Source organism: Achromobacter pestifer, from assembly GCF_902859625.1.
In the GTDB taxonomy this organism is placed as follows: Bacteria; Pseudomonadota; Gammaproteobacteria; order Burkholderiales; family Burkholderiaceae_B; genus Achromobacter; species Achromobacter pestifer.
On the sequence record NZ_CADIJX010000003.1, the window covers coordinates 19,957 to 44,890 of the forward strand.

Genomic DNA, 24,934 nt, shown 5'->3' on the forward strand with positions numbered 1-24,934 from the left:
GGGGCGCTTGCCAATCCGCGCCGCCGTCTGCACCACCCGCATATTGTGCGGGCAGGTGTATCTCACACCTTTCCGTGACGGCGCACAACGGGTCAAAAGGATGAATGGGTAACAGGGTGCGCAGGTTGTTCCCAGATTCGATTGCGGATGCCACAAGTGCGTCCGAATGTCTCTAGATTGAGATATTTCGATAGTGATCCGACGAGGCTGAACCGGGTGGAATTCCGTGTTTGGCGGACGGATTTTTCGCGACGCCGGATGATCGCCGAAGTCTTGCCGCCGCGCCTGTCGACAAGCTGAACAACCCGGGTGGCATTCCCTGGCTTTTCTTAACTTTTCCATGCTTGCGGAGCCCGGCGGTTTGTTCGATGATGACCGGGCCGGCAAGTGGCCGGCGAATTGCACCGCCCGGTGCCATGCGCCTACCCGCGCGAAGCGGGCGCTTCAACGCTCAAGGGAGAAACTCATGCTTTCCCGTACTAGCCAGATGGCCTCGGCCATTGTGTTGTCCGCATGTTTTTTCGGGGCGTATGCTCAGACCCCCGCCGCGACCCCGCCCGCCAAGACCCCTACGCCGCAGCAGCAGCGCATGTCCGAGTGCAATAAGTCGGCCACGGGCAAGACGGGCGATGATCGCAAAGCCTATATGAGCAGCTGCCTGAAGGGCGAGGCCCCGGCGCCAGCCAAGCAACTGACGCCGCAGCAGCAGAAGATGAAGGACTGCAACGCCAAGGCCGGCGAACAGAAGCTGACGGGCGATACCCGCAAGACCTTCATGAGCACCTGCCTGAAGGGCTGATCGGCCAAGCGTGATGCGTGTTGGGGCAGCCTCGCGGCTGTTCCAGAAAAAAGCGCCAGGACCCATGGGCCTGGCGCTTTTGCTTGTCCGCTTGCCTTCTTATACCGTGGCAATCGGGGTGACCGGCGAACCGATCGCATGCGGCAGGCGCAGCGGCGGCGCGGTCAGCATGAAGTGATGGCGGCCGTTGGCATGCAGGAAGTCCGCCAGGTCTTTCAGATACCAGAGTTCCGCCAGCGGCAGGCCCAGCTTGAACAGGCAATGGTGATGCAGCGGCAGCATGGCGCGCGGACCCGTCTTCTCGCGTGCCGGGTAGGCTTCGACGGCGTAGTTGTCGGCGCAGATGGCGGCAATGCCGCTGTCCGTGATCCATTGCAGCAGCGCGGCGTCGGTGCCATCCAGCGCGGCGCCGTAGGTGTGCAGCACATCCGGGTCAGGCGTGCCGTTCATGGCGACCACGGCTTCGGCGTAGCCGGTGCGCAGGACCAGCATGTCGCCGCGCTCGACCGTGATGCCGTCCGTGTTCAGCACATGCATCAGCTCGGCGTGGCCGATCAGCGTGCGTCCGGGGCCGTAGTGGCGGAACAGGTCCACCAGCACGCCGCGTCCTTGCATGCCTTTCTGGGCCAGGTTCTCCACGCCCAGCTTCAGCGCGGCGGACGGGCCGCCGCTATTGCATCCGCAACCCGTGTGATCGCCATCGGCCGGGCCCACGACGTCCACGCCGGCCTGGAAGCCGTTGTAGTAGCGCAGTTCGGGCTTGCCATCGCCGTCGGCATCGAACAAGGCGCCCACGTGCGCCAGCGCGTCCCACTGGGTGGAGTACTGCATGGACAGCAGCACCTGATCGTCGCTAAGCACGTCCACCGCATCGGGGTTGACGTTGCGCAGCGGGAAGTTCAGGTAGGGCGTGTCTTTCAGCTTCGTGGGGCTGAGCTGCGGCGGGTGGCGGCGCGGATTCAGCACGTTGCCGCCGGGCAGGTCCAAGGGCAGCGACAGGCAGAACGTCTTGCCAGCGCGGATTTCACGCGCGCCTTTCAAGACCTGCTCTTCGGTGATGAGGTTCAGGCGGCCAAGTTGGTCGTCGGGCCCGAAGTCGCCCCAGTTGGAGCCTTCGGGCCGATGTTTCCAGCGCTGCATGCGGTTACTCCGTCAGGAAGTCGACGACCGCGCGGGTGAAGGCTTCCGGTTGCTCCCAGTTCGAGATATGGGAGGTATTCAGTTCGACATAGCGGGCGCCCGGGATCGCGGCGGCCAGTTCCTGGCCCTGTGCCGGGGTGCAGGCCAGGTCGTGGGTGCTGCTGATGACGAGCGTGGGGGCGGTGAGGGTCGACACCTGGGGACGATAGTCAGCGTCGCGCAGCGCGGCGCAGTTGCCCGAATAGCCGGCGTCCGGCGTGCGGCGCAGCATGTCGGTCAACACTTGCGTCAGGCCGGGCTCGGCAGCGCGGTAATCGTCGGTCAGCCAACGCTCGACCAGCGTGGGGGCCATCTGTTCCAGCGTCTGGGCGGCGACGGCGGCGATGCGCGTGCTCCAGCCGTCGGCGGAACCGATGCGTGCGGCGGTGTTGCACAGGATCAGCTTGCCAACCAGTTGCGGGTGCGCCAGCGCCAGCGCGATGCCGGTGGGGCCGCCCATGGACAGGCCGCAGAAGTGCGCGTGCTTGATGTTCAGGTGCGCCAGCAACTCGGCGACGTCGCCAGCCAATTGCGCGAAGGTGTAGTCGCCATCGGGAATCGACGACTTGCCGTGGCCGCGGGTGTCGTAGCGCAGCACGCGGAAGTGCTTGGTCAGTTCGGGGATCTGGCGAGCCCACATGTCGGAGCAAGTGCCCAGCGAATTGGAGAGCACGAGCACCGGCGCGTCGGCGGGGCCATCGATGACGTAGAACAGCCGTGCCTGGCTGAGTTGGGCGTAAGACATGTGGGATTCCTAGGGTAATGCCGCGGCCACGCTTCGCGCGGCCGCTACGGGACTACAGATGGCAGGTGCCGTCGAGATAGGCTTTGCGCCAGCGCGTGATGGTCACGCGGTCGAACAGATTGGCGCGGGCGAACGGATCAGCGTCGATGAACAGCTGCGCGGCTTCGCGCGTGTCCAGGTCAACGATGTACAGGCCGCCGCCGGCATCCTTGCCGTCGTCTTGCAGCTTGGCGCCGCAAGCCAGCAGCAGCTGCTTGTTGGCGTCCAGGTATTCCAGGTGCGCCGCGCGATGCTGCTGGCGGACTTCCTGGTGGTTGGGCTTGTCGAAGGTTTCGATGATGTAGGGCATGGAATGCTCCTGTCAGATCGCCGAGGGGTGGCGCGCCAGCGCCGTGACGTTGATGTCCATGTACGGGAACAGCGGCAGCGACGACAGCAGCGTGTGCAGTTCGTCATTGCTTTCAACGTCGAAGATGCTGACGTTGGCGTAGCGGCCGGCCACGCGCCACAGATTCTTCCACTTGCCGTCGCGTTGCAGTTGCTGCGCCAGGGCCTTTTCGTCGGCCTTGAGTTTATCGGCGCGGTCGGCGGGCATGTCGACGGGAAGATTGACTTGCATTTGAACCATGAACAGCATGATGGACTCTCCAGAGAAACCGTCCCGGCCAGTGCCCGGACGGTGTATCGGCAAACAGGATTAGGCGGAAAACTTCAGCGGCAGGCCGGTCAGGGCCAGCAGCTCGTCGGCGGTGACCTCGCCGAACATGTCGATGACAGTCACGCCGTCGGCACGGATATCGAACACCGCTACGTCCGTGTACACGCGCGACACGCAGCGCACGCCCGTCAGCGGATAGGTGCAGGCGTCGACCAGCTTGCTCTGGCCTTCGCGCGTTTGCAATTCCATCATCACGAAGACGTCCTTGGCGCCGATGGCCAGGTCCATCGCGCCGCCCACGGCGGGGATGGCGTCGGGCGCACCCGTGTGCCAGTTGGCCAGGTCGCCGTGCTGCGACACCTGGAAGGCGCCCAGCACGCAGATGTCCAGATGGCCGCCACGCATCATGGCGAACGAATCGGCGTGATGGAAGAACGAGCAACCGGGCAGCTCGGTGACGGGCTGCTTGCCGGCGTTGATCAGGTCGTAGTCTTCCTCGCCCTTGGCGGGGGCGGGGCCCATGCCGAGCATGCCGTTTTCGGTATGCAGGATGACTTCGCGGTCGGCGGGCAGGTGGTTGGCGACGAGCGTGGGCAGGCCGATGCCCAGGTTGACGTAGGCGCCTTCAGGAATGTCCTGCGCGACGCGGGCGGCGATCTGGTCGCGGGTCAGTTTGGTGCTCATTGCTGCTCCTTGGCGGCCGGGGTGGCGTCGATCTGCACGACGCGCTTCACGAAGATGCCGGGGGTGACGACGGTTTCAGGGTCCAGCGTGCCCAGCTCGACCACTTCACGCACCTGCGCCACGGCCACGCGCGCGGCGCTGGCCATGATGGGACCGAAGTTGCGGGCGGTCTTGCGGTAGACCAGATTGCCCCAGCGGTCGCCGCGTTCGGCTTTGATCAGCGCGTAGTCGGCATGCAGCGGCGTTTCCAGCACGTAGTGGCGGCCGTTGATCTCGCGGACTTCCTTGCCGTCGGCCAGCGGGGTGCCGTAGCCGGTGGGCGAGAAGAATCCGCCGATGCCGGCGCCGGCGGCGCGGATGCGCTCGGCCAGGTTGCCCTGCGGCACCAATTCCAGTTCGATCTTGCCGCTGCGGTACAGACCGTCGAAGATCTGCGAGTCGACCTGGCGCGGGAACGAGCAGATGATCTTGCGCACGCGGTTCGCGCCCAGCAGGGCAGCCAGGCCGGTGGTGCCGTTGCCGGCGTTGTTATTGATGATGACCAGGTCTTTCGCGCCCTGTTCGAGCAGGGCGTCGATCAATTCCATGGGCTGGCCGGCAGTGCCGAAGCCGCCGATCATGACGGTGGCGCCGTCGGGTACGTCCGCCAGGGCGGCCGCCGCGCTTGCAACAAGCTTAGAGATCATGATGTTCGCTCATAGGTGGCGTGTCATAATTTGTTCTTCATTAGAACTTTCGTTCTTCTGAAGAACATCGTTTCATGGGGACTGCGGAGCGTCAAGGCGAGCCGGCGCGGTGCAATCTCCACTGTTTTGCGTTGCCTTTCGCGGCAACGGACGGCTCGCCAGCGGCGAGCTTTTTTCTCGTGAGACCAGACGGATGGCGGAGCAAGACACCCAGCAACCCAGTGACAGCTACGTGCAATCGTTCGCGCGCGGCCTGTCGGTGATCCGCGCTTTCGGCCCGGATCGTTCGCAGATGACGTTGTCCGAGGTGGCCGCGGTGACAGGGCTGACCCGTGCCGGCGCGCGCCGCATCCTGCTGACTCTGGAACACCTGGGTTACGTCACCGCCTTCGATCGCAAATTCGCGCTGACGCCGCGCATCCTGGAACTGGGCTACGCCTACCTGTCGGGCACGCCGCTGTGGAATCTGGCGCTGCCCTACATGGAAGAAGTGGCCGAGCTGACGCGCGAGTCGTGTTCCGTGTCCGTGCTGGAAGGCGCGGACATCGTCTACATCCTGCGCTTGTCCACGCACAAGGTCATGACGATCAACCTGGCCGTGGGCAGTCGCTTGCCGGCCTGGGTGACGTCGATGGGCCGCGTGCTGCTGGCCGGCCTGCCGGAAGCGGAGTTGGACCGCGTGCTGGCCATGAGCCAGATCCAGCCGTACACCGCCGATACCGTCACCAGCATCGACGGGTTGAAACAGGTACTGGCCGGCGTGCGCGCCGACGGCTACGCCTGCGTGGCGCAGGAGCTGGAGCCGGGCTTGCAGTCCGTCGCCGTGCCGATCATCGATCGTAGCGGCCGGGTGATCGCCGCGATGAACGTCAGCGGACATTCCAACCGCTTTTCGCGCGAGGCCATGTTGGAGGCATTTCTGCCGCCGTTGCGCCACGCCGCCGATCAGATCAACCACGCGCTGCTGCGCCGCTAGGCGAAGCCAGCGGCAAGGCAGGGAGCGGGGCTGGGCGGGCATGGCGGCAGGGCTCAGATAGGAGCGACGCCCAGCGTCGTGCCGCCGCAGACATACAGCATCTGGCCGGTCACGAAGCCATTGTCGGGCGACAGGAAGAACATGGCGGCGCGCGCCACGTCTTCCGGCGTGCCCAGGCGCTTGACGACGATGCTGTTGATGATGCGTTCGGTCTGCGGGGCGCCTGCCGGGTTGCTCTTGGTGAAGAGGTCGGTCGCGATGGGGCCGGGACCGATGGCGTTGACGGTGATGCCGTCGCCGCCCAGCTCCATGGCCAGCGTGCGCGTCAGGCCCACCAGGCCGGCCTTGGTGGCCGAATAAACCACGCGGTCAGGCTTGCCCAGCGCGGCGCGCGACGACATGTTCACGATGCGGCCAAAGCCCGCTTCGCGCATGGCGGGCAGCGCCGCTTGCACCAGGATCAGCGCGGTGCGCAGATGCAGGTTCACCACATAGTCCAGATCCGCCAGCGTGGCCGTGTCGGCCGTGCCGGGGCGGGTGGCGCCCGCGTTGTTCACCAGGCCGACGATGTTGTAGGCCTGGGTCACTTCACGGGCAACTTCCTTGGTGCGCGCCTCATCGGTCAGATCGGCCTGATACGAGACCAGCCCCGCCGGCGGATTCTCGGGCAGCTTGTAGTCAATGTTGACCACCTTGTGGCCCGCATCCAGCAGCATGCGGATGATGGCGGCGCCAATCCCGGCGCTGCCGCCGGTGACGAGATACGCAGTCGGTTTGCTCATATCAGTTCCCGTTCAATGTCCAAAAAAAGCACGACTTCCAAGCATGACGCCGCCCTACCCCCAAGCGGGGACACCACCGGATCCGGCTCCGCCGGTCCGTAGGTGTCGCCCCTGGGGGCGCGCGCGAGCGCGTAGGGGGGGGCTTAATGTGTAGCGTAGCCCCAGGCCAGCACGGCGGTGATGTGGATCACGCCGACCCACAGCATCATGATGACGGTGTAACCCATCACATCGCGCAGCTTCAGCTTGGACAAGGCCAGCGCCGGCAGGATCCAGAAGGGCTGCACCAGGTCGTTCCAGGCGTTGCCCAGCATGACGGCCATCGTGGTCTGGTTCAGCGCGCTGCCGATTTCCTTCGCCGCGTCGATCATGAACGGACCCTGGATGACCCAGTGGCCGCCGGCGGACGGGGCGAAGAAGTTGATGAAGAACGAACTGATCAGGCCCCAGAACGGCAGCGTGGCCGGCGTGGCGAAGTCCACGAACACTTGCGAGATCGACGTCACCAGGCCCGAGGCGGCCATGATGGCCATGATCCCGGCGTAGAACGGGTATTGCAGGATGATCCCGGAGATCGTCTTGATGCCTTCGGTCAGCTTGGCCACGTAGGCGGCCGGCGTGCCCAGCAGGATGATGCCCAGGAACAGGATGATGAAGTTGATCAGGTTCAGGTCCAGCGAGCCGCCGTCCATGAAGTGGAAGGTGACATAGGCGATGCCCAGCGCGCCGATCAGCAGGGAGAGGATGCGGCTGTTGTTCAGCTTGGAGGCAATCGTGCCTTTTTCCAGCATGTCTTCGGTGGCGCCGGACTTGTTGCTGTCGCGGTCGATGTCAGGATCGACTTCAACGATCTTCTCGCCCTTCTTCGGGTGCAGCCAGGCGTTGAGCAGCGGCAGCGTGATGATGATGACCAGGCTGGTGATCAGCATGGGCACCGAGAAGATGGTTTCCGTCAGCGGGATGGTGCCCATCTGCTTGGCGGTGGGATGGCCGGGAGTGGCGACCAGCACCGGGATGCTGGCGGACAGGCCCAGACCGTACATGGTGAAGCCGCTATAGGCTGCCGCGATGATCAGCGGGTAGTGCACGCCCTTGACCTTCAGCGCCAGCTTCTTGGCGACGATGCCGCCGATGACCAGGCCGAAGCCCCAGTTCAGGTAGCTGCCCACGCCGCCGACGAGCGTCGCGACGATGATGGCGGTGTGCGGCTTGTGCACGTGGCTGACGATGCGGTTGAGCAGGCGGTCGGTCAGCGGGGCGGTGGCCAGCACGTAGCCCATCGCCAGGATCACGGCCATCTGCGTCGTGAAGGCCAACAGGCTCCAGAAGCCCTTGCCCCAGGCGCGGGTGACGTCGCCGATGCTTTGGCCTTCAATGCCCATGGCCAACAGGACGGTCAGCAAGGTCAGCGCGATCGCGAAAACGAAAGGATCGGGCAGATACTTGCGCATCAGCTCGGTAAAGAATGAAGCTAGTTTATTCATGGTGCCTCCAACAAACTCCGTAGGCGGGTTCTCTAGTGTCTTGCCTTGCCCGCCATCGGCTGGCGATGCGGGCGGGCGTGACGTTTGGTCTTCTTTGCGTGGTTGGGCTCGTGGCCCGATGGCGCGGTTGGCCGTGGCCGCCGCGCCTTATTTTTGAAAATGCAGTGTTGAAAATGCGATTCTGTGAAAACGGTGTCCTGGCTGCGAAGAGACGCCGTCAGGCGTCGCCTGCCTTGCTGTTCAACCACGCGGCAAGCTCGCCCAGCGTGGCGCTTTTCTCGCGCAGCACGCGCTCGCGGCGTTCGGGGCTCCAGGTGTAGAAGCCCTGGCCGCTCTTGGCGCCGATCTGCCCGCTTTCGACCTTGCTTTTCAGCAGCTCGGACGGCTCCGTGCGGTTCTCCAGGTCTTTGTAGAGGTAGCTGGCGATCGCGTAGTGCACGTCGATGCCGTTCATGTCGCGCTGTTCCAGCGGGCCGGACAGGGCCAGGCGGATGCCCAGGCTCCACTTGACCACTTCGTCGATGTCTTCGGCGCTGGCCACGCCTTTTTCCAGCAGCGAGATGGCCTCGCGGGCCAGTGCGTGCTGAATGCGGTTGGCGATGAAGCCGGGGATGTCTTGGCGCACCAGCACGGGCCGCTTGCCGGCGAAACGCAACGTGGCCATGACTTGGGCGACGGTGGCTTCCGAGGTGTCGTCATTGCGCACGACTTCCACCAGCGGGATGACGTCGGCGGGGGTGAAGAAGTGCGCGCCCACGAAGCGGTCGCGGCGTGCGACGGCGCTGGCGATGGCGTTGATGGACAAGCCCGAGGTGTTGGTGGCGAACAGCGTGTGCGCCGGGCACAGGGCGTCAAGCTTGGCGAAGATGCCGCGTTTGAGCTCCAGGTTTTCCGGCACGGCTTCGATGACGAGGTCGCAGGCTGCCGCGGCTTCCAGATCCGGCGCGAAGCGGATGCGTGCGATGGCTTCCTGGACGTCGTCGGGCGCGTAGACGTTCAGTTGGCGGTCGATGGTTTGCCGGGCGCGGGGAAGGGCGCCCTCCATCGGGTCGATCAGGACGATATTCAGTCCCTTCGAGGCGAATAGCGCGGCAATGCCGCTGCCCATGGCGCCTGCGCCGATGACGGCCAGATTCTTGAGGGGAGTATCCATGATGGTTCGCTCGGTGCCTGACAGGCCAGCCTGCGGACGGCACTAGCGGAACCAGCGACTTGCTGCCTGTCTCTTCCGTCAGTGTCTTCCTGTGCGCCTGGCCAGAAAAATCGTTGTTCTATATACGAACATTTGTGCGTATATAGAATTTATGAGGAAGATATTACTCAAAGTCGCGGGGGGTGGACAAATGGGGTTTTTGGGGTGTCCGTCCAGTGGACGTACCCGCGCCGCGCCGGCTCCCCCTTGCAACGGCCAGGGAGCCAACGCGACGACTTGCTCACCAGCGGTAGGACGCGGTGCCGATGACCCGCCGTGGTTCGCCGTAGAAGCAGCCCGTGGTGCAACTGCCGACATAGGTCTTGTCGAACAGGTTGGTGACGTTCAGTGCGAAGCTCCACGGCCCCGTGCTGTAGCTGGCCATGGCATCGAACAGCGTGAAGGACGGAACATCAAAGCTGCCCGAGTTGGGTTTGGTCGAACTTTGATAGCGCACGCCGCCGCCCACCTTGAGATTGGGCATCCCGAAGCTGCCGAAGTTGTAGTCGCTCCAGATCGAGAGTTGGTGGAAGGGAATGCCGGGAGACCTCAGGCCCGCCTGTGAAGGTTGCAGGGGGCTGGCCTTGGTCGTGCGCGCATCGGTGTAGGCGTAGGCGGCAATCAGGTTGGCGTTGCGGCCAAGGCGCGTGCGCGCTTCCAGTTCAATACCCCGGGAGCGCACTTCGCCGATCTGGGCCGAATAGGTGGGATCAACCGGATCCGCTACCGAGACGTTCTGCCGGGTCAGTTGGTAAATGGCGGCCGAGATCAGCGTATTCGAGCCGGGAGGCTGGTAGCGCGCGCCGAGTTCGTATTGCGAGCCCGTCGACGGATCGAAGCGCGAGCCCTGGCGATCGCTGCCGGAAGTGGGTTCGAATGATTGGCTGAAACTGATGAAGGGCGCGAAGCCGTTGTCGGCAAGATAGACCACTCCGGCACGACCCGTGAAGGCCTTGCTGGTTTCATTGTCGATGGATTTTTCGCCCGTGAACAAATTGCTTTGATTGTCTCGGGCATGGTCGTATCGGCCCCCGAGCAAAACGACCCATTTGTCCGCGATCTTGATCTGGTCCTGCGCGTAAACGCCGAGCTGTCGGGTGTCGGCGTTGTAGGACCACCAGTTGTCGCGCGTCGGTTCGCCCAGCGGCGTGCCATACACCGGGTCGTAGTAGTCGATGTTGCTGGCCGTTCGATCGTATCGCTCCGACTGGTTCCTGGGACGGGTGTAGTCGAATCCGACCAGCATCGTGTGCTGGACGCTGCCATGCGACGCCCGGTATTGCAGTGAGGTGTCCGCGACGATTGCCGACGAGCGCTCCCAGCGCAGCGTGCCGCCCCGGTACGCGGAAGTGCGTTGGTCGGCGGCAAGCCCCGACACCCAAACCTGAGGGAAATCGCTGTTCGAGTGGAAATAGCGCAGGCTGTTCCTGAGCGTGATTTGGTCGTTGAAGGCGTGTTCGAAAAGGTAGCCGACCGAGTAGCGCTCCATATCGAACTTGCTGTATCCGGGTTCGCCGGTGAATCGATTGCGTGGAATTTTCCCGTGGATGGTGGGAAAAATCGTGCCCTGGGCCGGCAACCAATAAACATAATTGGTTTTGTCCTTCTGGTAATCGGCCAGCAGGGTCAACGACGTCGAGGCGCTAGGCTGCCATTTCAGCGCCGGGGCGATAAAGGTCCGGTCATCCGCCACGTGGTCCACGAAGGTATTGCTGTCGCGTTGAAGGAAGGTCAGACGGTAGGACCACTGGCCATCGGTATCCACGGGGCCGCCAAAGTCGCCTGAGAGCTGCCTGCGGTCAAAGCTGCCGAGCTCGACATTGAGCTCATGCAGAGGGGTGGACGTGGGGCGCTTGCTGATCATGTTGATGATGCCGCCCGGCCCCGCCGAGCCATACAGCACCGACGATGCGCCCTTGAGCACCTCGATGCGTTCCAGACCGTAGATTTCCTGTTTACCGTTGAAGGCGTTGACAGAGTATTTGGTCCCGTCGCGATACAGGCTGCCGGTACCGGCCTGCGCCTGAAACCCGCGCAGGTAAATCGTGTCCTGCACGCGCGACAGGCCTTCGAAGCGGCTGACCCCCGCCACGTAGCCCAGCGCGTCTTGCAGGCTTTGCGATTTGAGTGTCTCGATTTCTTCCGCGCCCACTACCGAGATCGACTGTGGGGTTTCGATGATGGCCGTGTCCGTCTTGGTGCCCGTTGCGCTCAGCCGGGCCGCGTAGCCCTGGAAGGGGCCCGTCGCGGTTTCGTTGTGCTGGCCGGTGACCGTGACCGCTTCCAGCAACGTGGCGTCCTGCGACGCGGCAGGCGCCGCCTTCAGGGTATAGCTGCCATTGGCCTCCGGCTGCGCTTGCAAGCCGTGTCCGCGCAGCAGTTCCGCGAAACCTTCGCGCACGGTGTAGGTGCCTGACAGGCCGTTGCTGCGCTTGCCTTGCAGCATGCCGGCGTCCATGGTCAGTTCGACGCCAGTTGTGTTGGCATAGGCGTTCAGCACCTGGCTTAGCGATCCGCCCGCGATGTTGACGCTGCGGCGGGCCTCGGCCGCCTGTGCCTGCGTGGCGGGCGCAGCGGCGGCGGCGCCGAACGCTGCGCTCAGCAATAGCGCGAAACGGGCCGCGGCAGCGCGGCGGCGCAGGGCGGACGGCGTGGCGCAAAGGCGCGGGGGCTGCGTGGCTTGCGGCAAAGCGTTGCGATGCTTCGGGTAATGACGGGACATGGTCTTGGGCCTGGCGGATCGTGTTCAGGTTGAGGGGTTCAACCTGTTTCCCGAATGAGCAGGGCCAAAGGGACAATCGTTCTTGCCGAAAATTTGTAACGGCGGCAAGGCGGGGAGGACAGGAGGATGGCCGGGTTCAGTCCGCCGCCCGCACCGTGACCCAGTAGCGCGTGCGGTAGACGACGGACACCGGCAGGCCGCGTGTCAGGTTGTCCAGCGCCCGGTCGGTATCGCGCAGCGGGAACACGCCGCTGACGCGCAAGCCGCCTACCTGCGGATCGCAGCGCAGCAGGCCTGGCCGATAGCGGCCAAGTTCCTCGATGAAAGCGTCCAGGCGCATCTCGTCCGCCACCAGCACGCCACGGCTCCAGGCGGCTGCGTTTTCGGTCACGGGGGCGGGCGCATCGCTGCCATATTGCGAAAAGCGCGAGCCCTGGCCGGCATCGATCCGCAGCGCGCTTTCCGGCGCGCGGGCGGGGCGGATCTGCACGGCGCCTTCGAATACGGCGACGCGGGACGTGTCCTCGTCGTCCCTGACCGTGAAGCGGGTGCCCAGTGCCTGCACCGACCCGTGCCGCGTGCGTACCAGGAACGGGCGGGCGTGGGCGAAGGGGTCGGATGCGGTGGACACCAGGATCTCGCCGGCGCGTAGCACCAGCAGGCGTTCGCTGTCGGAAAACAGCAGGTCGACGGTCGAGCCCGTAGACAAGGTGAGGTGGGAACCGTCGGGCAGGGTGACCGCGCGGATTTCGCCGGTGGCGCTGTGGAAATCGGAGGTGGCGCTTTGCCAGGCGTCGGTCTGGCGCGCGGCGTAGCCGGTGCTCATGAGGATCGCGCCCAGGCCCAATGTGCGGAGCGCGCGCCGCCGGCCACTGCCCGCAGCCGGCTTGCGTAGCGCCAGGCTGGCGGCATCGCGCGGTACGCCGGCTAGCTTGTCCTCGAACGCGATCAGCCGTTGCCAGGCCTGTTCGTGGTCGGGATGGCGCGCGCGCCAGCGGGCGCATTCGGCCCGGTCCCGGTCGCTGGCCTCGTCCGACCACAACTGGGCGATCCATTCGGCCGCCTGTCGCATGATGGCTGGGTCGATGGGGGCCGCGCGCGGGGATTGGGTGGTGGCGGTCATGGCGTCTTAACCGTCCGTGGCCGCCTGCTGCGCTTCATAGCAGGCCAGCAACGCGGTGGCGATGTACTTTTTCACGGATGACACCGACACGCCCAGGCGGTTGGCGATATCGCGGTAGCCCAGCCCGTCCAGCTTGCACAGGAGCAGGGCTTCGCGGGCCTTGGCGGGCAGCGTGTTGAGAATGGCGTCCAGTTCCATCAGCGCCTGGATCGCCATCGCGCGGGTTTCCTCGGACGGCGCGTGCCCGGCGGGCAGGTGGGCGATGGTGTCCAGATAGGCGGCCTCGATCTGGCGGCGGCGATACAGGTCGATGACCAGGCAACGGGCGATCTGCGCCAAGTGCTGGCGCGACTGCTGCCGTTCGGGCATGCGGCCGCTGTTCATGATGCGCAGATACGTGTCATGGGCCAGGTCGGCCGCCTCGAAAGCGTCGCCCAGCCGGCGCCGCAGCCAGCTGCGCAGCCAACCATGGTGCTCGGCATACAGGCTTTCTATGTCCTGCTGCGGCTGGGCGGATTCGGTAATCGACATGGGGCGCCTCGGACGCACGCGGCGCAGGGACGCCCGGTGCTAAAAAATGAGAATAATACTCATTTTGTAATTTCCGAGCCACCGCGATCATGCGAGACGTGCGTCGGCCACGCAGACGGCGCTGCCGTGACCTCGGCCCCGCTACCCCGAATTGCGCAGCCCCGCCGCGATCCCGTTGATCGTCAGGTGAATCGCGCGTTGCACGCGCTCGTCGATGTCGGCATCCGGGTGCTTTTGCGCCGCCCGGTGGCGCCGGATCAGGTCGATCTGCAAGTAGTTCAGCGGGTCGATATAGGCGAAGCGTTCGCGCAGCGAGTCTTGCAGCATGGGGTTGTCCGCCAGCAATTCGCGCTGGGTCAGCAGCTTCAGCATCGCCAGCGTGCGGCCGTGTTCGGCGCTGATGGCGCCGAAGATGCGTTCGCGCAGGGCGCGCTGCGGGACCAGTTGGGCGTAGCGCGCGGCAATGGCCAGGTCGGATTTCGCCAGCACCATTTCCATGTTGGACAGCAGCGTGCGGAAGGCGGGCCAGTCGCGGGCCATTTCGCGCAGTTGGGCCAGGCGGCCACGACGCGAACGCGGGGCGTCGGGGGCGCCCGTTTCCAGGTAGGCCTCGATGGCCGAGCCCATGCCGTACCAGCCGGTCAGCATCAGGCGGCATTGCGCCCACGAGAAGCCCCAGGGAATGGCGCGCAGGTCTTCGATGCGCTGGCCCTTCTTGCGGGAGGCCGGGCGCGACCCGATATTCAGGCCGGCGATCTCGCTGATTGGGGTGGCGGCGAAGAAGTACTCCGCGAAGCGCGGCGTGTCGTAGACCAGGCCGCGATAGGTGCGCTGTGCGGTTTCCGACATGAACGACATGGCCGGGCCGTGGTGCGCCATGTGCGCGTCTTCGGCACTGGTGGCTTCGGCGCGCGGCGCCAGGCTGGATTCCAGCGTGGCGGCCACCAGCAGTTCCAGGTGCCAGCGCCCGACCTCGGCGTCCTTGTACTTGCTTTGGATCACTTCGCCCTGTTCGGTCAGGCGGATCTGTCCGGCAACGGTGCCCGGCGGTTGGGCCAGGATGGCGTCGAAGCTGGAACCGCCGCCGCGGCCCACCGAGCCGCCGCGGCCGTGAAACAGCCGCAGCCGCACATTGCGGGCCGAGAACACGTCGACCAGCGCGCGTTCGGCTTGGTAGAGCGACCAGTTGGACGTGAGGAAGCCGCCGTCCTTGTTGCTGTCCGAATAGCCCAGCATGACCTCTTGCGCACCGTTCTGCGCGCGCTTCACGCGATGGCGGATCTCGGGCAGATCCAGCCAGGCGGCCATGATGTTGGCGCCGCGCTGCAAGTCGGGGATGGTTTCAAACAGCGGCACGACCATCAGGCCGTCTTCGGGATCGATGTCCTGGCCGGCGGGGGCGATCAGGCCGGCCTCTTTCTGCAACACCATCACTTCCAGCAGATCGCTGAGGGTTTCGGTGTGCGACACGATGGTCTGGCGCACGGCCTGCTTGCCGTAGCGGGCGCGGCCGGCGGCGGCCGCGCGCAGCACCGCCAGTTCGCGCGTGGTGTCCTCGCTGTAGGCGATCCAGGGCGAGGCCAGCGGGCGTGCTTGTGCCAACTCGGCTCGCAACAGGGCCACCCGTTCCTCTTCTCTCAGCGCCAGATAGTCCAGCGTCTGGCCGTTGTGCTGAGTGCCAGCACGCGCAAACAGTTCGGCCAGCGCGCGCTCGTGCACATCGGAGCTTTGGCGCAGATCAACCGTGGCCAGGTGAAAGCCGAAAACCTCCACGGCCTGCTGCAACCCGGCCAGGCGCAGCTTGCCGATGGGTGCGCCGTGGTGGGCGGCCAGCGACGCGGCAATCACGGCCAGGTCGGCCGACAGTTCCTGCGGCGTGCCATAGGGCGCGGCCGCCACGGTGCTGCGGCGGGCCAGGTCCTGGCCGGTCAGTCCTTGGGCGGTGGCGGCCAGGCGGGCGTAGACGCCGACCAGCGCGCGGCGGTAGGGTTCGTCGCTGCGGTGGGGGGAATCGTCGCCGCTGCTGTCGGCCAGCGCCAGCAGTTCGGGGTTGGCCGAGATCAGCAGGGTGGTGATCGACAGTTCCGCACCCAGCGCATGGACCTCTTGCAGATAGTGTTCAAACAGCACCGTGGCCTGGCGCAGCAGCGCGCGTTCCAGCGTGCTGGCGTCGACATTCGGATTGCCGTCGCGGTCGCCGCCGATCCAGCTGCCCATGCGCAGGAAGGGTTCCAGCGGCGGCGGCGGCGCGGCAAACGGCTTGGCGGGTTCGCGATTCAGCAGCCGGGACAGGTCGGCGTACACGCGCGGGATGACTTGCAGGAAGGTGCTGCGGTAGTACGACAGCGCGTTCTCGATCTCGTCGGCCACGGTCAGGCGCGTGTAGCGCAGCATGCGGGTCTGCCACAAGGTCGCGACGCGGCCGAGCAGGGCGGCGTCCAGTTGCGCCAGTTCTTCCGGCGTCAGCGGGCCGTCGCGCAGAGTCAGCGCCGATGCGATTTCGCGGTGTACGTCCAGCGTGCTTTTGCGCTGCACTTCGGTGGGGTGCGCAGTCAATACCGGCACCACGCAGGCATCGGCCAGAAACCGGCGGATGCGGGCCGCGCCCACGCCGTGCTTGCCCAGCGCCTGCACCGCGTCGCGCAGGCTGCCGCGCGCGGCGGTCTCGTCGGCCAGGGCCCGGGCGCGCTGGCGGCGGTTCTGGTCGCGGTCTTCGGCAATGTTGGCCAGGTGCAGGAAGTAGCTGAAGGCGCGGGCCACCGAGTTGGGGTCGTTGCCCTGCAAACGCTTGACGCGCTGCTCCAGCAGTTTGCTGTCGGCGTCGTTGCCTTCGCGGCGGAACTTCACTGCCGTGCGGCGCAGGGTCTCGATGGTGTCGAAGACGCGCTTGCCTTCGCATTCCTCGATGACCGTTCCTAACAGGCGGCCTAACAGCCGGATATCGTGACGCAAGGGTTCTGCTGAATCGGACTGCGGGCGGATGGCATTCATCGGGCGAGGGATCCGTCTGGCGGCTGGAGGAAGGAAAGGGCGAAGGAAACGGGGGTGCTGAGAACGACCGGATAGAAAACGGATCTGATTTTACGCAGGCTTGCTTACGGGAAAGGCTTGGCGGCTGCGTTAAAGTTCGCCTATTCCCTTCGTCTTTCCACAAGCCCCCTTTATGCAAAACCATCAACGCCGCGCACTTGTCCTATTTTCGGGCGGCCAGGACTCCACGACTTGCCTGGCCTGGGCGCTGGACCGCTATGCCCATGTGGAAACGGTGGCTTTCGATTACGGTCAGCGTCACCGCATTGAACTGGATGCCCGGCTGAACGTGCTGCGCGACATCCGCGCGAATTTTCCGCAATGGGCGGCGCGGCTGGGTGAGGATCACCTGTTGGATCTGAAGGTGTTGGGCCAGGTGGGCGATACCGCGATGACCAGCGACCGCGCGATCGAGATGCAGGCCAATGGCCTGCCCAATACGTTCGTGCCGGGCCGCAATCTGCTATTCCTGACGCTGGCGGCCGCGCTGGGCTATCGACGTCAGCTGGATGTGCTGGTCGGCGGCATGTGCGAGACGGATTTCTCGGGCTATCCCGATTGCCGTGATGACACCATCAAGGCGCAGCAGGTGGCGCTGGGCCTGGGCCTGGGAAGCCGCGTCACGATCGAGACCCCGCTGATGTGGATCGACAAATCCGAGACCTGGGCGCTTGCCCAAACACTGGGTGGCGACGCGCTGGTCGAGACCATCGTCGAAGAAAGCCATACGTGCTATCTGGGCGAACGCGGCGCGCGCCACGGTTGGGGCTACGGCTGCGGTACCTGCCCGGCCTGCGAATTGCGCCGGGCGGGTTGGGAAAAGTGGACCGCCGCCAAGGCCTGATGCTGCTGGGTCATCACGCGATGTGAACCCATGTTGACGAGTATCGCCATGTTTCACGGGTCGATGAGTTTTATATTGATATATTGAATAATATTCATATTAATATGAATATTATTCAATAAGGGCGGACTTAATGTCGCCCTTTTCGTATTAAGCCCCCCTTTATTTGCGACTCTGTCCAGAGTATGGAAATGCGTCCACACATTTCGATACCGTTCGATGGAACGGCATTATCCAATCAGGGCTTAATCATCATGAATCGGTCGAGGGTTATTCTCGTTTTCGACAACGAGTTTGCAAAACGGGGTATTTCCAATTCCCTGGAGCAAATCGGTTTTATCTTGCACCCCATCTCGCTCCAGGATGCGGCGTTTGCGGCCCGTCTGTCCGGTGAAATCCTGGCGCATTTGTGCCTGCCGCGCGACATGGACATCACCATTGGCCAACTGCGCGCGAGTTTCTTGACCTCCACGATTATCGCGATACGCGATATTGACAGCCCCGCCGTGCGGATCAATGCGCTGCTGGCAGGCGCCGACAGTTGCTATGGCGCCGCCATCAGCTACAGCGAGGTGGCCGCCGCCATCCAGTCCGCGCAGCGCAAGCACACCCTTTCCTATACGCCTGCCGGTCTCGCCGCACGCAGGTCGGACCTGGTTGCGGGACCGGCCGCGGTCAGTACCGTGCCACCAGAAAAAGCCTGGCGGCTGGGGGACAACGAATGGACGCTGATTTCGCCGGCGGGCATTGTCGTCAGCCTGACTCCCATGGAAAAGGCGGTCCTGAAAGCCATGCGCGTGCATCCCGAGAAAATGGTAGGGCGAGGTGATTTCACGATCGATAGCGCGGACATGGCCGGCAATGGCCGGTCGCTTGATCTCATCGTCAGCCGTCTCAAGCGCAAGGGCAACACCGTGGGAGCAAGCATCCCCATACGAAGTATGCGGGGCAAGGGATACTCGTTCTCGGGCGAGCTGCGTTTGGACGGCGCGCGCGAAGATGTCCCTGCGCCTACGGCTGTCCGACTGCCTGTGCGCAAGGCCGACGAGCCGCGATATCCGTTGCTGACGGCGATCCAGGACGATCGGCTGCACTTTCTCTATCAGCCTATCGTCACGGCGCAAACCCAGGAGATCGCTTGTGCCGAAGCGACGCTTGGGTGGAAAGATGCCGACGACATGGACGTGGATGTCGAAGGCCTGTTGCGGGACGCATGCGCGTCAGAGGCCGCGCATGCGCTGGTGGGCTGGGGGCTGCGGACCATCTCCGCCGATCAGGCCCGCTGGCGGCAGGCCGGAGCCGGATCCGGCACGGTCGTCAATATCAATGTCTCTCCCCAGAGCTTTGCTCGGCGGGATGTCGTGGACGCGATCCTGCTCGGGGTGTTCTCAAATGGCCTTTCGCCTCGTGACCTGCGTCTGGAAATCACCGAAGAGACCACTTCCCATGCGGGCTCCGCCGATGTGCGCGCCATTCTGAAGGAGTTCACGAGCCTGGGGGTCCAGGTGTGGCTGGATGACTTTGGCAAGGGCTACAACAACCTGGAATGGATATCGACGCTGCCGCTGGCTGGCCTGAAGCTGGAAAAAACCATTGTCTGGAACGCCGCGCGGTATCCAGATTCCCATAAGGTGCTGCGGTCCATCTGCCAATTGGCGAAGGATCTTGGCATTACGACCGTGGCTGAGGGCATCGAGACGGATGCGCACTATCAGGCCGCGTTGGATGCCGGGTGTGAACTGATGCAGGGCTTCCTGTTCTTCAAGCCGTCGTCCAGCGACGAATTCGCCCGCGCATTGGCCGGGCAGCGCGCGCACTACGCCGCAGTCATGCCCGAACTCGGGCAATAAAGCGCCACCGCAGCGCGAATGCCGCCGCCATGATGGCCGCGGCCAATCCCGCAGACATCGCCATCGCGCCACGCGCGCTATGTTGTTCGATCACATACGCATACGCCACGGGCGCCGTGGCGGTCAGCAGGAAGCTGGGGATCAGCAGCGCGCCAACCAGGGTTCCGTAGCTGCGGAAATCGAACAGGGCCAACGGCAGCGTGCCGCGCGTGATGGTCATCAGGCCGTTGCAGGCGCCGTAGAGCAGGGCGTACGCGGCGGTGGCGTACAGGTTGCCTTGGGACAGCAAGGCCAGCAGGAAACATAGCGGGAACAGGACGCTGACCGCCAGCGTCAGCGTCAACGGGTGCAGCCTGGAGCCCAGTCCGACATCAGCCACGCGGGCGGCGAATTGGCCAACGCCCCACAAGGCGGCGACGCTGACGGCCGTGGCGCTGGCCAGCCCCAAGCCGGATAGCAGCGAGATCAGATGGGCGGCGTTGCCGGCCGCCAGAAAGTTGGTCAGCATCGCGATGACCGCGTACAGCGCGCCGGCCAGGCGGCGTTCATTGAGGGTGCGGGTCAGGCCGGTTGCGTGATTGCCAGTGGCCGTGGCGGGGGCCGAGTAGCGTTGGCGGGGTAGCGCCAGGTACAGCGGCAGCGTGGCCAGCGCCAGCGCGGCGTAGACCAGCACCGCGCCGCGCCAGCCCAGCCATGCGGACAGCGCATGGCCGACGGGCCACATCACGGTCGACGCCAGGCCGCCAAACAGCGTGATCTGCGACATGGGGCGGCGCGCGGCGGGGCCGGCGGCGCGGGCAAGGGATGCGAAGGCGGCGTCGTACAGGCACAGCCGCATCCCGACACCCAGTAGCAGCCAGGCCAGGAAATACAGGGGAACGGCGTGCGCGGCGGCCAAGAGGGCGCAGCCGGACGCGGCAATCAAGGCGCCCAGAGGCATGACGCGGTGCCCGCCCCAGCGGTCGACGGCCATGCCGGCCAGCGGTGACACCAGCGCCATGGTCACGATGGCGGCGGAAAAGCCGCCATAGACCGTGGCGGCGTTCCAGCCCAGGTCGGACGCCATGGCCGGGCCGAGCGCACCGATCAGATAGAACGTCACGCCCCAGCCGACCAGTTGGGTCAGGCCCAGGCAGACGATGGCGCGTGGACGGATCACGGCCGTTCTGGCGGTGTGGTGTCGCTCTGGCCCAGTGCGCGCTGCATCAGCACGGTGTCGCGCCATTCACCATGCTTATGGCCGACGGATCGCAATGTGCCGACGGGGTGAAAGCCCTGGCTGGCGTGCAAGGCCAGGGACGCGGCGTTGCGGCTGTCGCCAACCACCGCCAGCATCTGGCGCCAACCGGCAGCGGTGCAGCGTTCAATCAATGCCGCCAGCAGCATGCCGCCAATGCCCAGACCGGATCGGCCCGCCTTCACGTACACCGAATCCTCCACCGTGTGACGATAGGCCGGACGCGGGCGGTAGGGCGTGACATAGGCGTAGCCCACGACTTCACCGTTGATCTCCGCCACCAGGTAGGGCATCTCTTTTTCCAGAACGGCGGCGCGTCGCTGGCGCATGTCGGCGATCGAGGGCGGCTCCAGTTCAAACGAGGCGGTGCCGTGTTCGACGTGGTGCGCATAGAGGGTCTTGATGGCGGGCAAGTCGGCTTCCGCGCTGTCGCGGATCAGGACGGTTGGGGTGTGGGGCGACATGGAATGGCGGGTGGGTAAAAGGAAAGAAAGCGGGCAGGGAAAGCACGGGGAAAACCTGACGTCAGTGTGGCGCAAGGCGGTGCATTAATAAAGCTTTGGTTTATTATGATTTTCATAAGTAAAACTTTGGATTGGTGTGATGCGAGGCCTGAACCTGGATCACTTGCGGACCTTTGCCCAGGTGGTTGAATTGGGCAGTTTTTCCGCTGCCGCCGAACGGGGCGGCGTGACGCAGCCCGCCGTCAGCCTGCAAATCCGTCAGCTGGAACGGCGCTTTGGTCTGAAACTGGTCGAGCGCATCGGCCGCCGCGCCGGGCCGACCGCGGCGGGGCTGGAATTGCTGACCCATATCCGCGTCATTGACGCCGCGTTGGCGCAGGCCGAGCAGGCGATGACCGCGCACGTATCTCAGGTGTCTGGCCGGATTCGGCTGGGTACCGGCGCCACCGCCTGCACCTATTTGCTGCCGCCGCTATTGGCCGACCTGCGCCGGCGCTTTCCCGCCTTGGATATCGTGGCCAGCACCGGCAATACCTCCGACATGCTGCGTGGGCTGGAGAACAACACCTTGGACATGGCGCTGGTCACCCTGCCGGCGCCGGGCCGCATGTTCCAGGTCAGCCCGGTCATGGAAGACGAATTCGTGGCCATCTTTCCTGCCCGCGATCCGGCCTTCATTCCCGACACGGTTTCGCCGCAATCGCTGGCGCGGCTGCCATTGGTGCTGTTTGAGCCCGGCGCCCGCACGCGCCGGCTTGTGGACGATTGGTTTGAAGCCGCGGGCGTGGCGGTCAAGCCCGTCATGGAACTGGGCAGCACCGAAGCCATGAAGGAAATCGTTGCGGCTGGCCTCGGTTGCGCGGTGCTGCCCCGGCTGGCCGTGACCGGCGCTGGCCAGCGTGCCGCGCTGGCCGTGCGTTCGCTGACACCGCGCCTGTCGCGCGACCTGGCCATTGTGCTGCGCCGGGACAAAACGCTTAGCCGGGGGCTGCGTCACCTGCAAGACGCGCTGCTGGCCCTGCGCCCATGACCGCACGCGCGGCCGCCTGGATATGAACCCTGGAAGAACCGACATGCCTGCTGCCAACGCCGCCGCCCCATCGCGGTCTCCCACGGATCTGGACCTGTTCCCGTACGAGTCCTCTCGGCCGCCGGTTGCCGGGCTGGCCGTGGATTACGAAGACGGCCACCGCGTGCGGCGGCACCGGCATCGGCGTGGGCAATTGCTCTACGCGATATCGGGCGTGATGGTGGTGGACACCGACGCGGGTATTTGGGTCGTGCCGCCCACGCGCGGCGTCTGGGTGCCCGCTTGGGTGCCTCATGGCATCCGCATGAGCGGCGAGCCGCGCATGCGCACTGTTTTCGTCGAACCGGGCGCGGCGGCCCACTTACCCGGACAGTGCTGCGTGCTGTCGATTTCCCCGCTGCTGCGAGAACTGATGGTGGCTGCCGCCGACGTGCCGTTGGACTGGGCGCCCGACACGCGCGACGGTAGGCTGATGATGCTGTTGCTGGACGAATTGCACCAGGAACCGGTGCTGCCGCTGCACTTGCCGCAACCGTCCGAACCGCGCCTGGCGCGCATTTGCCGCGCCATCGTGCGCCATCCCGAACGGCAGGCGGGGGCGGCGGATTGGGCTCGGGAACTGGGGGTGGACCCTAAAACGGTGCACCGCCTGTTCCTGCGCCATACCGGCATGACATTCGGCCGCTGGCGCCAGCAGGCACGCCTGTTGGCCGCCATGGAGCGGCTGGCGCGCGGCGCGCGGGTGCTGGATGTGGCGCTGGACCTGGGATACGACAGTCCCAGCGCGTTCGCGGCCATGTTTCGCCGCGCCGTCGGCGAGTCACCCAGCGCGTTTGCGGCCCGTCGTGGCGCGTCCGCCTGATGGCCACGAACCGTCCCACGGGCCGCCGCCGGGCTGCGTCGTCCCGATCCAGCGTATTATTTACCGTTTTGCCGCCACGCTAACAGCACTCGAGACAAATCATGCCGCACTACCGTTCCCGCACATCGACCCACGGCCGTAACATGGCCGGCGCCCGCGCCCTGTGGCGCGCCACCGGCATGAAGGACGGAGACTTCGGCAAGCCGATCATCGCGGTCGTGAACTCGTTCACGCAGTTCGTGCCGGGCCACGTGCACCTGCGTGACCTGGGCGCGCTGGTCGCCAAGGAAATCGAAGCTGCGGGCGGCGTTGCCAAGGAATTCAATACGATCGCCGTCGATGACGGTATCGCCATGGGCCACGGCGGCATGCTGTATTCGCTGCCGTCGCGTGAACTGATCGCCGACTCGGTCGAATACATGGTGAACGCGCATTGCGCCGACGCCATGGTCTGCATCTCGAACTGCGACAAGATCACCCCGGGGATGCTGATGGCCGCCATGCGCCTGAACATCCCGGTCGTGTTCGTGTCCGGCGGCCCGATGGAAGCGGGCAAGGTCAAGTCGCCGGTGGATGGCAAGGTCATCGCCAAGATCGACTTGATCGACGCCATGATCAAGGCCGCCGACCCGAAGGTGTCGGACGCGGAAGTCGCCGAAGTGGAACGTAGCGCGTGCCCGACGTGCGGCTCCTGTTCCGGCATGTTCACGGCCAATTCCATGAACTGTCTGACCGAAGCCATTGGCCTGGCGCTGCCGGGCAACGGCACCATCGTGGCCACGCATGCCTGGCGCAAGGGCTTGTTCGAGCAGGCCGGCCGTCTGGTCGTGGACCTGTGCCGCCGCTACTACGTGGAAGAAGACGAATCGGTCCTGCCGCGCAACATCGCCACCAAGAGCGCATTCCAGAACGCCATGGCGCTGGATGTGGCCATGGGCGGTTCGACCAACACCGTGCTGCATTTGCTGGCGGCAGCGCAGGAAGCGGGCGTGGACTTCACCATGGCCGACATCGACCGCATTTCGCGCAAGGTGCCGTGCCTGTGCAAGGCGGCGCCTGCCACGGACAAATACCACATCGAAGACGTGCACCGCGCAGGCGGCATCCTGGGCATCCTGGGTGAGCTGGCGCGGGCGGACCTGCTGGATCTGTCTTGCGGCAACGTGCATAGCGGCACGCTGGGCAATGCGATCCAGAAATGGGACGTGGCCGGCGACGCAAGCGAAGAAGCGCGCAAGTTCTATCGCGCGGCGCCTGGCGGCATCCCGACCACGGTGGCATTCAGCCAGGACGCGACGTTCCTGACGCTGGATACGGATCGCCAGACGGGCTGCATCCGCAGCAAGGAAAGCGCGTATTCCAAGGACGGCGGCCTGGCCGTGCTGTACGGCAACCTGGCCGAGAAGGGTTGCATCGTCAAGACGGCAGGCGTGGACGAGTCGCAATGGGTCTTCACGGGCCGTGCGCGCGTGTTTGAAAGCCAGGACGACGCGGTGGAAGGCATTCTGGGCGACAAGATCGTGGCGGGCGATGTGGTGGTGATCCGCTATGAAGGCCCGAAGGGCGGCCCGGGCATGCAGGAAATGCTGTATCCCACGTCGTACTTGAAGTCCAAGGGCCTGGGCAAGACTTGCGCACTGTTCACGGATGGCCGTTTTTCGGGCGGCTCGTCGGGGCTGGTGATCGGGCATGCGTCGCCGGAAGCGGCGGAAGGCGGCACGATCGGCCTGGTGGAAGAAGGTGACGTGATCGAAATCGATATTCCGAACCGGAAGATGCATCTGGCCGTTTCCGACGAGGAACTGGCGCGTCGCCGTGCAGCGATGGATGCGCGGGCGGATGGTTGGGAGCCGGTGGGGCGCGAGCGCGTGGTGTCCTTGGCGTTGCAGGCTTATGCCGCCTTGGCGACGTCGGCGGATCGCGGTGCGGTGCGGGATCTGTCGCAGTTGAAGCAGAAGGGCAAGCGGTGATTGCTGTATTGCCTTGATTAAAAAGCGGCGCTTGATGCGCCGCTTTTTTTTTGCGCGGTGTGGCGGGCTCTGTTGGTGAGTTTTGT

At 65.0% G+C, this 24,934-nt stretch carries 22 protein-coding genes; 7 read left to right on the forward strand and 15 right to left on the reverse strand.

The window, feature by feature from the left end:
• The first annotated feature begins 466 nt into the window (after positions 1-466).
• Positions 467-799 carry a PsiF family protein gene (locus HV753_RS11840; RefSeq protein WP_175174693.1) on the forward strand — a complete coding sequence of 111 codons (333 nt, stop codon included), beginning with the start codon at positions 467-469 and terminating at the stop codon, positions 797-799.
• Between the two features lie 99 nt (positions 800-898).
• Here HV753_RS11840 and HV753_RS11845 read toward each other — a convergent pair whose 3' ends face one another.
• The 6 genes from HV753_RS11845 to HV753_RS11870 are packed head-to-tail and all read right to left on the reverse strand — an operon-like array spanning position 899 to position 4,751.
• A complete protein-coding gene (locus HV753_RS11845; RefSeq protein WP_175174694.1) occupies positions 899-1,939 on the reverse strand; it encodes a cyclase family protein in 1,041 nt (346 codons plus the stop codon).
• 4 nt (positions 1,940-1,943) lie between these two features.
• Positions 1,944-2,723 (reverse strand): 3-oxoadipate enol-lactonase, encoded by a 780-nt coding sequence (gene pcaD / locus HV753_RS11850; protein ID WP_175174695.1) that lies wholly within the window; start codon positions 2,721-2,723, stop codon positions 1,944-1,946.
• Between the two features lie 52 nt (positions 2,724-2,775).
• Positions 2,776-3,072 (reverse strand): YciI family protein, encoded by a 297-nt coding sequence (locus HV753_RS11855; protein ID WP_175174696.1) that lies wholly within the window; start codon positions 3,070-3,072, stop codon positions 2,776-2,778.
• 12 nt (positions 3,073-3,084) lie between these two features.
• Positions 3,085-3,360, reverse strand: a complete 276-nt coding sequence (gene catC / locus HV753_RS11860) for a muconolactone Delta-isomerase (RefSeq protein WP_043546701.1) — start codon at positions 3,358-3,360, stop codon at positions 3,085-3,087.
• 60 nt (positions 3,361-3,420) lie between these two features.
• On the reverse strand, positions 3,421-4,065 hold the full coding sequence (locus HV753_RS11865) for a 3-oxoacid CoA-transferase subunit B (RefSeq protein WP_175174697.1): 645 nt from the start codon (positions 4,063-4,065) through the stop codon (positions 3,421-3,423).
• A complete protein-coding gene (locus tag HV753_RS11870; RefSeq protein ID WP_175174698.1) occupies positions 4,062-4,751 on the reverse strand; it encodes a 3-oxoacid CoA-transferase subunit A in 690 nt (229 codons plus the stop codon). Before HV753_RS11870 ends, HV753_RS11865 begins: the two co-directional genes overlap by 4 nt.
• Before the next feature lie 193 nt (positions 4,752-4,944).
• Between HV753_RS11870 and HV753_RS11875 the strand changes: the two genes are divergently transcribed.
• A complete protein-coding gene (locus tag HV753_RS11875; RefSeq protein WP_175174699.1) occupies positions 4,945-5,727 on the forward strand; it encodes an IclR family transcriptional regulator in 783 nt (260 codons plus the stop codon).
• Between the two features lie 53 nt (positions 5,728-5,780).
• Here HV753_RS11875 and HV753_RS11880 read toward each other — a convergent pair whose 3' ends face one another.
• The 7 genes from HV753_RS11880 to ppc all read right to left on the reverse strand — a co-directional run bounded on the left by HV753_RS11880 (position 5,781) and on the right by ppc (position 16,552).
• Positions 5,781-6,509 (reverse strand): SDR family NAD(P)-dependent oxidoreductase, encoded by a 729-nt coding sequence (locus tag HV753_RS11880; RefSeq protein ID WP_175174700.1) that lies wholly within the window; start codon positions 6,507-6,509, stop codon positions 5,781-5,783.
• Positions 6,510-6,652: 143 nt separating this feature from the next.
• Positions 6,653-7,993, reverse strand: coding sequence for a short-chain fatty acid transporter (locus tag HV753_RS11885; RefSeq protein ID WP_175174701.1), 1,341 nt, complete (start codon positions 7,991-7,993; stop codon positions 6,653-6,655).
• Positions 7,994-8,210: 217 nt separating this feature from the next.
• Positions 8,211-9,146 carry a 3-hydroxyacyl-CoA dehydrogenase family protein gene (locus HV753_RS11890; protein WP_175174702.1) on the reverse strand — a complete coding sequence of 312 codons (936 nt, stop codon included), beginning with the start codon at positions 9,144-9,146 and terminating at the stop codon, positions 8,211-8,213.
• A 280-nt stretch (positions 9,147-9,426) separates the two neighbouring features.
• A complete protein-coding gene (locus HV753_RS11895; protein WP_175174703.1) occupies positions 9,427-11,907 on the reverse strand; it encodes a TonB-dependent siderophore receptor in 2,481 nt (826 codons plus the stop codon).
• A gap of 136 nt (positions 11,908-12,043) precedes the next feature.
• Positions 12,044-13,030 (reverse strand): FecR domain-containing protein, encoded by a 987-nt coding sequence (locus HV753_RS11900; protein ID WP_175174704.1) that lies wholly within the window; start codon positions 13,028-13,030, stop codon positions 12,044-12,046.
• Between the two features lie 6 nt (positions 13,031-13,036).
• Complete coding sequence (locus tag HV753_RS11905; protein ID WP_175174705.1) at positions 13,037-13,561, reverse strand: sigma-70 family RNA polymerase sigma factor; 525 nt, start codon at positions 13,559-13,561, stop codon at positions 13,037-13,039.
• A gap of 141 nt (positions 13,562-13,702) precedes the next feature.
• Positions 13,703-16,552 carry a phosphoenolpyruvate carboxylase gene (gene ppc, locus HV753_RS11910; protein ID WP_175174706.1) on the reverse strand — a complete coding sequence of 950 codons (2,850 nt, stop codon included), beginning with the start codon at positions 16,550-16,552 and terminating at the stop codon, positions 13,703-13,705.
• A 172-nt stretch (positions 16,553-16,724) separates the two neighbouring features.
• Between ppc and queC the strand changes: the two genes are divergently transcribed.
• Both queC and HV753_RS11920 read left to right on the forward strand, forming a co-directional pair.
• Positions 16,725-17,435 (forward strand): 7-cyano-7-deazaguanine synthase QueC, encoded by a 711-nt coding sequence (queC, locus tag HV753_RS11915; protein ID WP_175174707.1) that lies wholly within the window; start codon positions 16,725-16,727, stop codon positions 17,433-17,435.
• A gap of 191 nt (positions 17,436-17,626) precedes the next feature.
• A complete protein-coding gene (locus HV753_RS11920; RefSeq protein WP_246288248.1) occupies positions 17,627-19,285 on the forward strand; it encodes an EAL domain-containing protein in 1,659 nt (552 codons plus the stop codon).
• Here the strand turns inward: HV753_RS11920 and HV753_RS11925 are convergent.
• Both HV753_RS11925 and HV753_RS11930 read right to left on the reverse strand, forming a co-directional pair.
• Positions 19,263-20,444, reverse strand: a complete 1,182-nt coding sequence (locus HV753_RS11925; protein ID WP_175174708.1) for an MFS transporter — start codon at positions 20,442-20,444, stop codon at positions 19,263-19,265. The two genes, HV753_RS11920 and HV753_RS11925, sit on opposite strands and share 23 nt — an antisense overlap.
• Positions 20,441-20,986: a GNAT family N-acetyltransferase gene (locus HV753_RS11930; RefSeq protein WP_175174709.1), complete on the reverse strand. Its 546-nt coding sequence runs from the start codon at positions 20,984-20,986 to the stop codon at positions 20,441-20,443. The genes HV753_RS11925 and HV753_RS11930 overlap by 4 nt, the downstream gene beginning before the upstream one ends.
• Before the next feature lie 139 nt (positions 20,987-21,125).
• Here HV753_RS11930 and HV753_RS11935 point away from each other — a divergent pair, with 139 nt between their 5' ends.
• From HV753_RS11935 to ilvD, 3 genes are all read left to right on the forward strand, one after another.
• Positions 21,126-22,016: a LysR family transcriptional regulator gene (locus tag HV753_RS11935; RefSeq protein ID WP_175174710.1), complete on the forward strand. Its 891-nt coding sequence runs from the start codon at positions 21,126-21,128 to the stop codon at positions 22,014-22,016.
• 43 nt (positions 22,017-22,059) lie between these two features.
• Positions 22,060-22,878 carry an AraC family transcriptional regulator gene (locus HV753_RS11940; RefSeq protein WP_175174711.1) on the forward strand — a complete coding sequence of 273 codons (819 nt, stop codon included), beginning with the start codon at positions 22,060-22,062 and terminating at the stop codon, positions 22,876-22,878.
• A gap of 101 nt (positions 22,879-22,979) precedes the next feature.
• On the forward strand, positions 22,980-24,848 hold the full coding sequence (gene ilvD / locus HV753_RS11945) for a dihydroxy-acid dehydratase (RefSeq protein ID WP_175174712.1): 1,869 nt from the start codon (positions 22,980-22,982) through the stop codon (positions 24,846-24,848).
• The last annotated feature ends 86 nt before the right edge of the window (positions 24,849-24,934 follow it).